Here is a 12,374-nt window from a genome sequence, read left to right as displayed (position 1 = left end):
GGGTGTGCTCGTTCAGGAACTTCGCGCGCAGGGCCTCGCGGTCGGGATGGTCCGGCGTCATACGCAGGACATCCACCGCCCCGAAGCCGTAGTCGGTCTTGAGGCGATCGATATCGCCGCGGTAGGCGGCGATGACGTCGTCAGGCGTCGCATCCACCGCCAGGACGCGATCCGCCTGCCAGCGCTCGAAGTTGACCCCGATCGCGCCGAGCTCGCGCCGGATGTCGGCAAAATCGTTGAAGACCGCCTCGGGGACGGGTCGGTCTTCGGCGTGAATACGCAGCTCGCTCATCGGGTCATGCTCCTCGTGAGGGTTTCGCATTCGAGCAGGAACTCGAACGCCTCGATCCGCCGACGCGCGTCGGCAACGTTGCTGCCCCAGGTATAGAGGCCGTGACCGGCAATCAAGTAGCCAGGCAGATCCGGCGTGCGCTCCAGGGTCCGCTCAACCTCGAGCGCCAGACGGGCGATGTCTTGGTCGTTGGCGAAGACGGGCAGCGCAAGCCGGGTCTCGTGCGTCTCGATCCCGGGCAACGCCTTCAAGACCTCGTAGTCAGAGAGCGTCAGGGAGTCACCGGCCAAGCGCGAGAGTACGGTGGCGTTGACCGAGTGGGTGTGCAACACGGCACCGATACTCGGATCGCGGCGATACAGCATCAGATGCAGCTCGGTCTCGGCGGACGGCCGGCAGCCGGCGTTCAGGATGGTGCCGTCGACATCCATCGCCATGATGCCGCTCGCGTCGAGCTCGCCCTTGTGACGCCCCGATACGGTGATGGCGATGCGGCTCGCATCCAGACGCGCGGAGAGGTTGCCGGAGGTCGCCGGCAGCCATCCGCGTGAAAAACAAAAGTGCCCGACGCCGATCAGCTCGGCGGCGCGCAGTTTGAAGACCTCGGGATCGACCATCTCGGTTCCGCCGGGCAAAACGGCAATCTAAGGCAGAATGGGGACGAGGTCCAATGGTGAGGGCAGTTCCGACCGACGCGACTCGTTTCGATGAAGCCCGCCCGGCCGAACCGCCGAGCGGACGAGAACGGTCGCGCTCCTTATTTCACCAAATCGCGGTAGGCATGCCAGGTCGCATGCCCGAGCAGCGGAAAGACCGCCACCATGCCGACCAGGAATGTCGCAAAGCCCAAACCGACCAGGATCACGATCAGCGCCGCCCACAGGATCATCGCCGGCAGATCGGCAAGCGTGACACGGATACTGGTACGCACGGCTGTCGGCGAATCGACATGTCGATCGATGATCAGGGGGACCGCGACGACCGATCGCGCGAAGACGACGCACGCGAGAAGGCCGCCGACCACGCCGTAGGAGATCAACTGCGCCGCGGTCAACTGCTCGAGCACGCCACCCCACTGCGTCGCCTCGACACTCGGAGCGGCGCTTCCCAAGGCCAGATGCAACATCAGGGTGTAGGCGGCAAACCAGATCGCACCGATCGCCAACAGCTCGGCCGAAAACCGAATCAATGCCGTGCGATGACGGGCAAGAACCGAGAGCGATGTGTCGAAATCGGCAGTCTCCCCTGCTGCGAGACGACGCGACAACTCGCACAAGCCCGCCGCAAACAGCGGGCCGACCAACAGAAATCCGGCGACGGCGGCGGCGATGAAATAGGGATGCCGCCAGAAGCCGAGGATCACAGCACCCAGCACGGAGACAAGCAGCCCGTAGGCGAGGCTGGCGCGCGGGGTCCGGCGCAGATCCCCCCAACCCTTGCCGAGCCAGATGAAGGGTCTTGCCAAAGAAACATGCATGACGGGCAACGCATGGCCGCCATGTCCGCTGAGGTGGGTCACGAGACTCATGTTATTTCCTCCCGACGATGATCGTGTTCTCTACCGACGGGGTTGCCGGAACGGCATCGAGAGCCCTCGCGGCATCGCGAACCAATGCTGTTGGAGGTGGCTCGCTGGTCTGGACAAGATCCGATGTACTGCCTCCCGGAACCCCGATCGGCGCGGACTTCAAAACCAACGTTTGCGCTTGGTCTTCAAAGAGAGACTAGTCGCGGCCAGATTGGTTCGCAAGTCATCTCGATGACTTGTGTCGATCACTTGTATCGACGACCGGCCCCGCCGCGGCGTCAGACGATGTCGTTGCACGTCGGCATCAGGACACGGCGTTGTTAAGAGGTGACCCTGGCCCGCGCCCGGACCGACCGGCGGGAATCCCTTCCCGCCGCACGCGGCTACCAGCTCAAGACCACGAAGCGCTGCATCTCGTCTTTGCGGACCAGCAACAGGACCCGCCCGGTCTCGCGCCCCGCCTTCACGGCTTGCTGGAAGTCCGCGACGCTCTTCACCCACTCGCGGTTGACCTGCAGGATCAGCGTGCCCGGCTCGATACCGGCCACAGCGGCGATGGAGCCGGGTTTCACATCCGTCACCAGAACACCCTCGCCGGGCTGACCCCCGAATTGCTCGGCAAGCTGCGGAGTGAGGGTCTGCAGGGTCAGCCCAAGCTCCTCGCTGGTTTGGGTCGGGGACGAGGATGCCAGCGCATCGGCGTTCAGCGTCCCGATGGTGACTCCGAGGGTTTGACGTTGCCCCTCGCGCACGATGGTCAACTCCTGACTGCTCCCCGGCGGGGTCAGCGCGACTCGGTTGCGGAAATTGCCCACGTCCGTCACGGGCTCGCCGCGGTAGGCGACGATGACGTCGCCCTGACGCAGACCGGCCTTCCCCGCCGGGCTGTCTTCCGTGACCTGCGCGACCAGAATCCCCTCGCCCTGCTGCATCCCGAAGGATTCGGCCAGATCCGCGGTCAGCGGCTGGATCACGATGCCGAGGAAGCCGCGCGTCACCTCCCCCTGCTCGATCAGCTGATTGGCGATGGCGTTGGCGAGATTGATCGGTATGGCGAAACCCACGCCCATATAGCCGCCGCTGCGACTGAAGATGGCGGTGTTCATACCGACAACGGCGCCGTCGAGATTCACGAGCGGCCCGCCCGAGTTGCCCGGGTTGATCGCGGCGTCGGTCTGGATGAAATCCTCGTAGTCGTTGATGCCCAAGCTCGTGCGCCCGGTCGCACTGACCACGCCGACCGTCAGGGTGTGGCTCAATCCGAACGGATTGCCGATCGCGACCACCCATTCGCCGACCTCTAGCTTCGCCGAATCGCCCATGGCGAGTGCGGGCAGGCCGCCGGTCTTGATCTCGACGACGGCCACGTCGGACTGAGGATCGCGGCCGGTCACCTCGGCGTCGAATTCACGTCCGTCCTGAAAGGTGACGCGGATCCGCTCGGCGCCTTCGACGACGTGATTGTTGGTCATGATATAGGTCTTGTCGGCGAGCAGACCAGACTGTGCGGCGAACACGAATCCCGAGCCCTGCCCCATCGAGCGCGGCCCCTCCGACGGGGCTTGGGGCAACTGGCCACGCGGCATTCCCGGAAAGCCCTCCCCGAAGAAGCGTTTGAGGAACTCGTCCCCGAAGGGAAGCGCATCGCCGAAAGGTGTCGAGAGGGGTGCCTGTGCACTCGCCGCGCCCTGGCCCTCGACTCGGATGAAGACCACGGACGGGGACACCGCCCGGCCGACCGAGGCGAACGCCTTGCCGGTCTCGCGCAGACTCTCGACTCCGCCGTCCAACGCCTGCGCGGGGGCGGCGAGCACCGCGGCCGCAAGGACAGTCGCAATAAAAACATGCCTTTTCATCATCGCCTCCAATGAAGTGACTCGATCACTCGAATTCGCTCTGTTGATTTCAGCCGCCTGCTTCCGCTCACGCCGATTCCGTTGGTGATGGATCGCTCGATCGCCGGACCTCGATGATCGGCGGGCTCAGGACTCGGCCCAGCCGCGCCAACTGTAGACCCACCATCCAACATATTCCTTCAGGGCGCGCGTGCTGTCGGACAAGGCCTCGGCGTCCGGGAGCCAACGGATCAGATGAGCCGGCTCGGGCATCACCTCGAAATCGGTTGGGGCCGGCACCGCATCGATCCCGACCGCGCGGAAGGTCGCCAGAGCACGCGGCATATGCAACGCCGACGTCACCAGCAGGACGCGATCGATGCCCTCCGCGCTCAGGATCTCGGCGGTATAGAGCGCGTTCTCCCGCGTGTTGCGGCTGCGCCCCTCCAGCAGGATCACATCGGACGGCACGCCCAGATCGGCGAGGAAACGCAGCATCGCGTCGGCCTCGCTGCGGCGCTCGCCTGCCCACGGCATGGAGCCCCCCGAGACGATGACGCGCGCTGCCTTCCCCGCATGATGGATCCGCGCCGCATGCCAAACCCGGTCCGAGGCCCGCCCGAGATCCGGATCCGGCCAATCGGGCGGGCCACCGCGGATACCGCCGCCGAGGACGACCACGGCATCCGCCGCCGGCAAGGCGCCGACCGGAACATGCGCGAACCGGCCTTCCAAGGACAGGCGCAACCCGTCCGAGACGATGGGGATCGACCAAAGCGCGAGCCAAAGGATCCCGACCGACAAGGCAGAAAGTCCGGATCGCCGCCAACCCGCAAGGATGAGTACGAGCGCCAACACCGCAAGTACGATCGAGAGTCCCAGCGGGTAGGCCAGTTGGCTGAGCAGCTTATCGAGGTACAGCATGCGATCGCGGGCTCGGGTTGACCGGATCCTTCTGCCGATCCGGTGCTTTGCTCAAGCGGCTAACCCAGATAAGCGGGCACCACGGCGTCGACATCGGTCGCCGTGATGCCGAGTCGGCCGAGTCCGTCCTCGCGACAGAGGCTGTCGATCTGAAGGGACAGATAGTTATCCGTACTGAAGGGTTTTCCCGGAAGCTTTTCGAAGATGCGCGCCTGGAGTTGCGCGAGACGATCGCTCAGTGCAAGCACCCGGACCTTGCGCCCGATGCGGCTGCCCGTATAGGTCAGGATATCGCGCAGCGCGAAGGTGCGCGGTCCGCACAGCTCGTAGATCGTCCCTCGGCTCGCGGGATCTTCGAGTACGCGCAGCATCGCACTCGCGACATCGCCGACATAGACCGGCGCGAATCGTGCGTCGGCGCAAGCCAGCGGGAAGGGTCCGGGCAGTAAGCGCAGCAGCGATGCGAAGCGATTGAAGAGTCCGTCGCCCGGTCCGAAGATGACGGAGGGACGAAACACCGTGACAGCCAGCCCCTGCTCGGCCGCCGACAGCGCTACCGCCTCGCCCCTGCCTTTGCTGCGCAGATATTCGCTCGGACCGGCCGGGTCCGCATTCAACGCACTCATGTGAAGGTATGCACCGACACCGGCGGCGAGCGCAGCACGCGTCGTCGCCTCGACCATCCCGACGTGGGACCGCTCGAAGGTGCGCCCGCCCCCCTCGTTGAGGATCCCGACCAGATTCACCACGGCATCGCATCCGACCATCAGCTCGCCCAAACCGGTTTCGTCCCAGTGCCCGAGCTGGACCAGCTCGCAGCCCGGAACGAGCCGCAGATGTCGATAACGATGGGGATGGCGCGTCGGCACACGGGTCCGATACCCGGCAGCGGACAGGCGATTCAACAGATGCCGACCGACGAAGCCGGTTCCCCCGATGACACAAATGCACGGATGTCTCATGATGTCGTCTTGACTCGTCTGGGGCGTCTCGGCGCCCGTGATCGGGCTAAACCGCGCCCGGTTGGCTCTTTGTCGCGCTGAGGTATTTTCGGTCTCGCCTCCCCTTGGGACCTCGGCGAGACGCGGTTTAGATAACTGAAAAACATTCAAATGAACAGTCCTTCGGGGCTGACGTGGCCGAAGCCGCAGCGACGTCGGACCGCGAGTGCGCTCGGAAGTGCCGATCCGGGCGTCACCGCGACGGTGCCCCGCCGGACGCGCATTGTCCTATTCAACCACTCCTTGCGGAACGATTTCAAAGCCAGCCGCGGTCGGCAAGCGGTCCTTTGGGGCTCTGGATCGTTCAGGACCGAATACAGTGCTCGAGCTTCTAGCCTATCTCGCCATCGGCGCCGCATCCGGGATGCTTGCAGGTCTCTTCGGCGTCGGGGGCGGCGTGATCGTGGTCCCGGCGCTGATCCTGCTGTTCGCGCAAATCGGGATGACCGAGGCTTGGATCCCGCATCTCGCCGTGGGAACCTCGCTTGCCGCCATCGTCGGGACGGGTGCCGCCTCGACCTATGCCCATCACGGGCGCGGTGCCGTGCGCTGGGATCTGGTCGCCCGACTGGCACCCGGCATCGTCCTCGGCGCCTGGCTCGGCGCCGCCCTGGCGGGGATCATCCCCGAGCTCTGGTTGACCCGTCTCTTTGCCGTCTTTCTGACTTATGTCGGGATCCGCATGCTGGTTCCTCGGACGATCCATCATGAGCGCACCCTGCCCGGCTCCGGAGGGATGTGGGCCGCGGGCGCAGGCATCGGGACGCTCTCCGCGCTGGTCGGGATCGGCGGCGGTACGCTGACGGTGCCTTTTCTCGGCAACCGAGGGATCGACATGCGCAAGGCGGTCGGAACCTCGGCCGCCTGCGGTCTGCCGATCGCAATCGCCGGTGCCGTCGGCTTCATGGTGGTCGGCTGGGGCCGCGAGGGATTGCCCGACGCGAGCACGGGCTTCGTCTATTGGCCCGCCGTGGGGGCGATCCTGCTCGCCAGCATGCCCACCGCGCCCCTCGGTGCATCTCTGGCACATCGGCTGCCGGTTGCTCTCTTGAAGCGGCTGTTCGGGGTGTTTCTCCTGCTGATCGCCCTGCGCTTGGCCTATTAAACCGCGTCCGGGTGTCCGATATGCAAGGCTCGCCGACTGGGCTGACGTCGGATCGATCCGCAAAGGTCGGAGTCGACGCGGTTTCAGAGTGTTTTGGATTGATTCTGAACCGCGTCTTGCCGAGGCTCTTGACATCCTCGACATCGCTTCCGACGAAGACAAGGCGGATATGCTCCGGACGCGGTTCAGCCGCCCCCGAGGACGAGGCGGCGATACAGATAGATCTGGCCCTGGCGGTCGCGCAGCACCAGGCGGCCTTGGTCCAAGGCATACTCGAACTCCTGACTGAAGCTCTCGCGCCGATTGGTCAGCTCGACACGATCTCCGGCGATGCGGATGTCGCCGTCGATGTAGCCGCTGAAGGGCGCGTAGATGCGGCAGCGCCCGCCCTGCACGATCAGAAGTCCGTCGTCGCTGCCCTCCCAAATACCCTCCAATGGACCTGCCGTCCAAGGCATCGTACCGGTCATGGCGCCGCCCGGATTGAAGCGTTCCAGCATCTGGCCCATCTGGCTCACTTGGCTCGTCGGATCCATCTGCGATCCGCCGGGGAACGGCATCGTGCCCGCGTCGGGAACGCCCGGCATGGCCCCGAACCCGGACGGCCAGCCCGACATGCCCATCGGATTGGGGACGCCGGGCGAACCGCCGGACATGCCACCGCCGGCCGCGCCGAAGAGACCCATCGCCTCCATCATGCGCACCATGGCGTCGGCCATGGCCGATCGCGTATCGGCGGCAACCGGGAGCGCGACCGACACCGCGAGACAGGTCGCGATGATCGTGAGATAGGGACGAAAGAGGTTCAACATCAGGGTTTCATTCAGGGTTTCATTCAGGATCCGAAGAAGTCCTCGCCGGGCACGGGAGGAAGCCAATCGGAAAGGCGTGTCGGCGGAAGACCCAAACGCTCGCCGTAAATCACCCGATAGGCGAGAACACGCTCGACATAACGACGCGTCTCGAGGAAGGGGATCGCGAGGATCCAAAGATCCGCCTCTAGACAGGCGTCCGGCACCCAACGCGCCACGCGCGCCGGCCCGGCATTATAAGCGGCCGTGGCCAAGGCGACGTGACCAAATCGATCGCGCATGCGCGTGAGGTACGCACTGCCCAGCGTGATGTTGATCGAGGGGTCGAGCAGATCCCAACGCGACGGCGGCTGCAATTCGAGCATCTGCGCGACCTCCCGCGCCGTTCCCGGCAGGAGCTGCATCAGACCGATCGCGCCGGCATGAGAGGCCAGGGTTCGGGCAAAGACACTTTCCTGTCGGATCACGGCAAGGACCCAGTCCGGCGCCACTCCCTGCTGCCAAGCCTGCTCCTCGACCAAAGCGCGGTGCTGCACCGGAAAGCGCAACTCCATGTCGTCCCAGTAGCCGGAACGCGCCAACGCCTGCACCGCTTGGTCGTGCCAGCGCATCGCATCGGCCACGTAGGCGGCCGCCATCAGATCCGGGCCATCGAGATGCGCCATCAGCTCGCGCCACTCGCGGCGCATGTCGGTCTCGCGGCCGAGACGGCTCAACTCGCGCATGCGTGCAAAGGTCGGGCTGCTCGCGATGGCCCGGATCCGTTTCGGCTCCGCGGGCGTCCAGACATGATCGAGTCGATAGGGCAGGCCCAGCCGGTCCGCTGCCATGAAGGCCCAAAAACTGCGTCCCTCGGCGGCGCTTGCCAGAGTCAGGCGCGACGCCTCGTCGTGACCGAGCTCGGCCTGTGCGCGCCCTTGCCAGTAGAGCCAGCGGTCACGCTTGACCGCACCCTCGGGCATCCGTGCAACCCACTCCGCCACCCGCTCCCAGGCGCGTAAGGCAACCGCCGCACGCAGGCGAGCCTCCTGCTCGGTCAGCGTGCTCTCGGTCGCGCGCAGGCCGTCCCAGACCGCGAGCCCGCGTGGATCTCCCGCGCGCGTCAACGCCTGTCCGATCGCCGCATGGGCGCGATCCGAAGCAGCTGCATCCATGCTTAAAACATCCCGGAGAGAGACCAAGGCGTCGGCAGCCCGCTCGGGCGAGCGAGGTGCCAGAGCGACAAGCCCGTGCGCCAGGATCGCGGCGCGTTGCGGGTGTCCGTCCTCGACAGAGGCCGGATCCAGGACCAGCGACGGATCGGCGTCCACCGCACGCCACGCCTCGTATCGGCCCTTCTCCGCATCCGGGAGGAGCCCGCCCAGATAGCGGGCAACACCGCGCTCGCCCGCCTCCATCGCCAAACGGATGCGCTGCAGGATGCGGTCCGTCGTGAGACCGCCGACATCGCGCCATGCCGCGAACACGGGATCGCAGGCGTCCGGCTGTGATCCACCGGACAACCACAGCGGCTCGACCAGGGCTAGCGCCTCGTCGCCGCGTCCCGTCTCGATGAGTGAACGAAGATAGAGACAGCGCCGCTCGGTCGAATCATCCGGCCGGTAGATCCGCGCATAATCCGACCAGCGCTCGGCGGCCGCGAGTCGCGCCAGATAGGCAAGACGCAGACGGGTCGCGAGCTGGGTCTGCGGGAAATCGATCAGAAAGCGCTCGATCTCCTCATCGGATGTCGCCGCGAGGTCCCGCGTCACGACGGCGAAGCGCAGGTAAGGATAAAGCGGGTAATCGACGAGACCTGCAGCGAGACGATCGAAGGTCTCCATGTCGCCGGCCTCCAACGCCCGCTCGGCAACCAGAAAAGTGGGGCGATCGTCTGCCCAGGGCCGGCCGAACATGCCGAGCAACAGGAAAAACACCGCCGTGCAAGCGGCGCTCCGAGAGGCACTCGACGAGGCACGGCACGATGACAGAAAGGCGAACTTGAACACGAGGATCCTTACACGCTTGTCGACGCAGCCATTGTCGGCGACACTTCCGGGCCCGACGGGGTCATCGCCGTCGCGGCAGACCAAGCAGACAGGACAACGCCGATGCACTTACGACCCCTTTGCCTCACCCTGATGTGCATGACCCTCGCAATCATGGGCACCTCGGTCATGCCGGCGGCAGCGGACGCAGCGAAGCTGCAAGGCATCTACTCCAACATGGAGCCGTCGGTGGAGCAAGGGGAGTTGCTCGGAATCGAGGTCTTCATCCTGCCGCATGTCCGGGATGACGAGGTCGCTTACGTCGCCCTGGTCCAGTTCGCCGATGGCCTGCCGATGCGACCACAGCTTGTCGACGTGACGATTCAGGAGGACGGCATCTCCTTCTCGGCGGTTCACCCCGTCGAAGGCGAGATCGAATTCGAAGGCAGCATCGACATGGAAGGTCTGACCGGACGCTTCGACGCCTTGGGCGAGGTCTCCTTACCGCGCGGGGAAAGCATCTGGCAATGGGGCGCGAGCGGGCGATGACATGCCGGTGTCGTCCGCAACGTCCGACATTTCATTTCCTACAGAGAGACGTCAATGAAGACATTCATCCTCGCCCTGATTTTTCTGTTGATCGGAAGCGCCGTCGGAGGGTTCCTTGCACTGGGCTTCGGTGCCGGATTGGGTGCCGCGAGCGGTCTGGTGATCGGATCCCAGGCCGGTGCCTGCCTGGCGGTCGAGACGGCCGAAGAGAGCGGTCTGGTGACCGATCCCGCGCAGATCGACGCGCTGATCGCCGCCACGATCGCGAAGATTCGCGATAAAAGCGGCGCCGTGCCGGCCGAGGCCGGACTGCAATGGATCGGCAACGCCGCCGAATGCCGCGACATCATCCGTCAATTGGTCGAAGGCCCCGAAGCCGTCGCTCAAGCGCCGGCCGCTGTGCGAGCGGACTGACCATCCCTAACAACACTCGAGCGAACGGGTCGCGTTGATCGCGACATCACTCGGGCTTCAGTGATCGGCCGTCATCCGTCGCTGTCTGCGAATCCGCAATGTCGCCAGCATTAGAAATAGCTAATGTTATGACATAGCAACACTCAGACAGGACATCCGGATGACTCGCTCCACTTCGATTCCATCAATTGCGGCCGACGGCGGATCGCCGGGCCGATCCGGCCGGCGCGCGGCAAACCGGATCCCGTGGCGTTCCGCGTTGTCGGCGCTCGCTCTCCTCGGCTTGGTCGGTATCGGCGTTGCTGCCTATTGGTCCGTTCCGCCGGCGCCCTTCGATGTTGCGGAAGTGGCCGAAACCCTGCCTCGCCAACCGGGTCAGGATCCGGTCCCGGGGAGTCACGGCGTTGCCGCGGCGATCAGGATCGGGGAGACGCTCTTGGGGAAACCCGGTGGATTTCTCTACAACGATCGGCTGCCGCCCGGCGCCTTGCTCGACAACACGCCGAGTTGGGAGTGCGGAACATTGATGGCGCTGCGCGACTATACGCGCGCGCTGCGAAACGACTTCAGCCGAAGCCAAACGCAGTCCATCGAAAATACCGATGTCAAGCAAGCCGACCTCCGGTTTGCCATCGACCCCAAGTCCTGGGTCCTGCCCGAGGCAGAAACCGAATACGCATTGGGAGTCGATGCCCTCGAACAGTACCTCGCGCACCTCACGAAGGGCGACGACCCGAACGCACAGTTCTTCGCCCGCGCCGACAATCTCGCGGCCTATCTCGCGGTGGTCGAGAAACGTTTGGGAAATTTCGGCGTACGCTTAACCTCGAGTGTGACCGACAGCGATCTGGCCGCAGTGATCGCCAGGCCCGTCCCGGACGAGGATCCCGCGACGCGAAACGATCTCGCACCGACCCGAACCGATTGGGACCAGATCGACAACGTTTTCTATTGTGCCCGCGGTTACAGCTGGGCCATCCTGCACCTCACGCAGGCCATCGAGCGCGACTTCAGCCGCGTCTTTGCGGCCAAGCGAGCCGAGACATCGATGCAGCAGATCATCCGAGATCTCAAGGGCGCCACCAAACCGATGGGGAGTCCGATCGTCCTCAACGGGGACGGATACGGCATTCTGGCCAATCATTCACTCGTCTTGGCCTCCTATATCGCGAAGGCCAACGCCGCCCTGATGGATCTTCGCATCCTCCTGCAGGAAGGCTAAACCGCGCCCAGTGCGGTATGCGATGTTTTTGGATGGGATCGGCCCCGGCGGATTTCACGACCGCTGGAGCCGGCGCGGTTTAGTGCGGCACGGCCGATGTGTCGAGACCGCTCGTTGTCGTTGTCGTTGTCGTAAAGCCCGGACGACACGCCTGAAAACCCCGATCAACTCCGATCAACCCCATACAGATCCACCCCCATATCCACCAGGAGATCTAAGATGAAGATTGCAGTTTCCGCCGAATCCAACCAAGGTCTCGACAGCCAGGTCGCACAACACTTCGGCCATGCCCCCTACTTCATCGTCGTCGACATCGAAAACGGCGCGGTCACCGCGACGCGGGACATCGCCAATCCCTTCGCCGAAGCGCATCAGCCGGGACAGATCCCAAGCTTCATCAAAGAGCAGCAGGTCGAGGTCATGTTGAGCGGCGGGATGGGCGGACGCGCCATCGAGTTCTTCACGCAGGCCGGTATCGGAACCGCGACGGGCGCGAGCGGTACGGTGCGGGCATCGCTGGAAAGCTATCTGGGCGGCACGCTCGCCGCCGCAGCGCCCTGTGCGGAGAGCGTTGCGCACGGGCATTGTTGTTCCCCATCCTGATCCGCAAACCACCGGCAGTTTTCGCAGGAAGTATTCCACCGGTGATGTCGTTTTCCGGTGAGTGAATGCGGGGCCGCTCGACCGCGGATTTCTCGAGCGCGTCACCGGCGTGCATCCTCGCG

At 64.9% G+C, this 12,374-nt stretch carries 12 protein-coding genes and 1 pseudogene; 5 read left to right on the top strand and 8 right to left on the bottom strand.

Annotated elements, in window-relative coordinates:
- From VLR48_RS00510 to VLR48_RS00485, 6 genes and pseudogenes are all read right to left on the bottom strand, one after another.
- Nucleotides 1-292, bottom strand: a pseudogene (locus VLR48_RS00510) (cupin); the annotation flags it as partial.
- Complete coding sequence (locus VLR48_RS00505) at nucleotides 289-909, bottom strand: methylthioribulose 1-phosphate dehydratase (protein ID WP_325289896.1); 621 nt, start codon at nucleotides 907-909, stop codon at nucleotides 289-291. The gene VLR48_RS00505 and the pseudogene VLR48_RS00510, both read right to left, overlap by 4 nt.
- A gap of 140 nt (nucleotides 910-1,049) precedes the next feature.
- Nucleotides 1,050-1,820: a DUF2189 domain-containing protein gene (locus tag VLR48_RS00500; protein WP_325289895.1), complete on the bottom strand. Its 771-nt coding sequence runs from the start codon at nucleotides 1,818-1,820 to the stop codon at nucleotides 1,050-1,052.
- A 383-nt stretch (nucleotides 1,821-2,203) separates the two neighbouring features.
- On the bottom strand, nucleotides 2,204-3,676 hold the full coding sequence (locus VLR48_RS00495; protein WP_325289894.1) for a DegQ family serine endoprotease: 1,473 nt from the start codon (nucleotides 3,674-3,676) through the stop codon (nucleotides 2,204-2,206).
- A 126-nt stretch (nucleotides 3,677-3,802) separates the two neighbouring features.
- Nucleotides 3,803-4,579 carry a YdcF family protein gene (locus VLR48_RS00490; RefSeq protein ID WP_325289893.1) on the bottom strand — a complete coding sequence of 259 codons (777 nt, stop codon included), beginning with the start codon at nucleotides 4,577-4,579 and terminating at the stop codon, nucleotides 3,803-3,805.
- A gap of 59 nt (nucleotides 4,580-4,638) precedes the next feature.
- Nucleotides 4,639-5,541, bottom strand: coding sequence for a complex I NDUFA9 subunit family protein (locus VLR48_RS00485; RefSeq protein ID WP_325289892.1), 903 nt, complete (start codon nucleotides 5,539-5,541; stop codon nucleotides 4,639-4,641).
- 403 nt (nucleotides 5,542-5,944) lie between these two features.
- Here VLR48_RS00485 and VLR48_RS00480 point away from each other — a divergent pair, with 403 nt between their 5' ends.
- The gene (locus VLR48_RS00480; RefSeq protein WP_414718561.1) at nucleotides 5,945-6,685 is read left to right on the top strand and encodes a sulfite exporter TauE/SafE family protein; all 741 of its coding nucleotides are present in this window, start codon (nucleotides 5,945-5,947) and stop codon (nucleotides 6,683-6,685) included.
- Between the two features lie 185 nt (nucleotides 6,686-6,870).
- Here VLR48_RS00480 and VLR48_RS00475 read toward each other — a convergent pair whose 3' ends face one another.
- Both VLR48_RS00475 and VLR48_RS00470 read right to left on the bottom strand, forming a co-directional pair.
- Nucleotides 6,871-7,497 (bottom strand): hypothetical protein, encoded by a 627-nt coding sequence (locus tag VLR48_RS00475; RefSeq protein WP_325289890.1) that lies wholly within the window; start codon nucleotides 7,495-7,497, stop codon nucleotides 6,871-6,873.
- 23 nt (nucleotides 7,498-7,520) lie between these two features.
- The gene (locus VLR48_RS00470) at nucleotides 7,521-9,320 is read right to left on the bottom strand and encodes a transglycosylase SLT domain-containing protein (RefSeq protein WP_325289889.1); all 1,800 of its coding nucleotides are present in this window, start codon (nucleotides 9,318-9,320) and stop codon (nucleotides 7,521-7,523) included.
- A 267-nt stretch (nucleotides 9,321-9,587) separates the two neighbouring features.
- Between VLR48_RS00470 and VLR48_RS00465 the strand changes: the two genes are divergently transcribed.
- The 4 genes from VLR48_RS00465 (at nucleotide 9,588) to VLR48_RS00450 (ending at nucleotide 12,252) form a co-directional block, all read left to right on the top strand.
- Nucleotides 9,588-10,013 carry a hypothetical protein gene (locus tag VLR48_RS00465; RefSeq protein ID WP_325289888.1) on the top strand — a complete coding sequence of 142 codons (426 nt, stop codon included), beginning with the start codon at nucleotides 9,588-9,590 and terminating at the stop codon, nucleotides 10,011-10,013.
- A 54-nt stretch (nucleotides 10,014-10,067) separates the two neighbouring features.
- A complete protein-coding gene (locus VLR48_RS00460) occupies nucleotides 10,068-10,427 on the top strand; it encodes a hypothetical protein (RefSeq protein WP_325289887.1) in 360 nt (119 codons plus the stop codon).
- Between the two features lie 259 nt (nucleotides 10,428-10,686).
- Complete coding sequence (locus VLR48_RS00455) at nucleotides 10,687-11,649, top strand: DUF2333 family protein (protein ID WP_325289886.1); 963 nt, start codon at nucleotides 10,687-10,689, stop codon at nucleotides 11,647-11,649.
- Nucleotides 11,650-11,868: 219 nt separating this feature from the next.
- Nucleotides 11,869-12,252 (top strand): NifB/NifX family molybdenum-iron cluster-binding protein, encoded by a 384-nt coding sequence (locus VLR48_RS00450; RefSeq protein WP_325289885.1) that lies wholly within the window; start codon nucleotides 11,869-11,871, stop codon nucleotides 12,250-12,252.
- Nucleotides 12,253-12,374 lie beyond the last annotated feature (122 nt).

Source organism: Thiocapsa sp. (assembly GCF_035467215.1).
GTDB lineage: Bacteria > Pseudomonadota > Gammaproteobacteria > Chromatiales > Chromatiaceae > Thiocapsa.
Note: the sequence above shows the minus strand (reverse complement) of the source record. Positions and strands in the feature narration are given on the sequence as shown.

Coding starts and splice junctions, on each gene's coding strand:
- VLR48_RS00505 (WP_325289896.1), bottom strand. CDS start 909: ATGGTCGATCCCGAGGTCTTCAAACTGCGCGCCGCCGAGCTGATCGGC.
- VLR48_RS00500 (WP_325289895.1), bottom strand. CDS start 1,820: ATGAGTCTCGTGACCCACCTCAGCGGACATGGCGGCCATGCGTTGCCC.
- VLR48_RS00495 (WP_325289894.1), bottom strand. CDS start 3,676: ATGAAAAGGCATGTTTTTATTGCGACTGTCCTTGCGGCCGCGGTGCTC.
- VLR48_RS00490 (WP_325289893.1), bottom strand. CDS start 4,579: ATGCTGTACCTCGATAAGCTGCTCAGCCAACTGGCCTACCCGCTGGGA.
- VLR48_RS00485 (WP_325289892.1), bottom strand. CDS start 5,541: ATGAGACATCCGTGCATTTGTGTCATCGGGGGAACCGGCTTCGTCGGT.
- VLR48_RS00480 (WP_414718561.1), top strand. CDS start 5,945: ATGCTTGCAGGTCTCTTCGGCGTCGGGGGCGGCGTGATCGTGGTCCCG.
- VLR48_RS00475 (WP_325289890.1), bottom strand. CDS start 7,497: ATGTTGAACCTCTTTCGTCCCTATCTCACGATCATCGCGACCTGTCTC.
- VLR48_RS00470 (WP_325289889.1), bottom strand. CDS start 9,320: ATGGAGACCTTCGATCGTCTCGCTGCAGGTCTCGTCGATTACCCGCTT.
- VLR48_RS00465 (WP_325289888.1), top strand. CDS start 9,588: ATGCACTTACGACCCCTTTGCCTCACCCTGATGTGCATGACCCTCGCA.
- VLR48_RS00460 (WP_325289887.1), top strand. CDS start 10,068: ATGAAGACATTCATCCTCGCCCTGATTTTTCTGTTGATCGGAAGCGCC.
- VLR48_RS00450 (WP_325289885.1), top strand. CDS start 11,869: ATGAAGATTGCAGTTTCCGCCGAATCCAACCAAGGTCTCGACAGCCAG.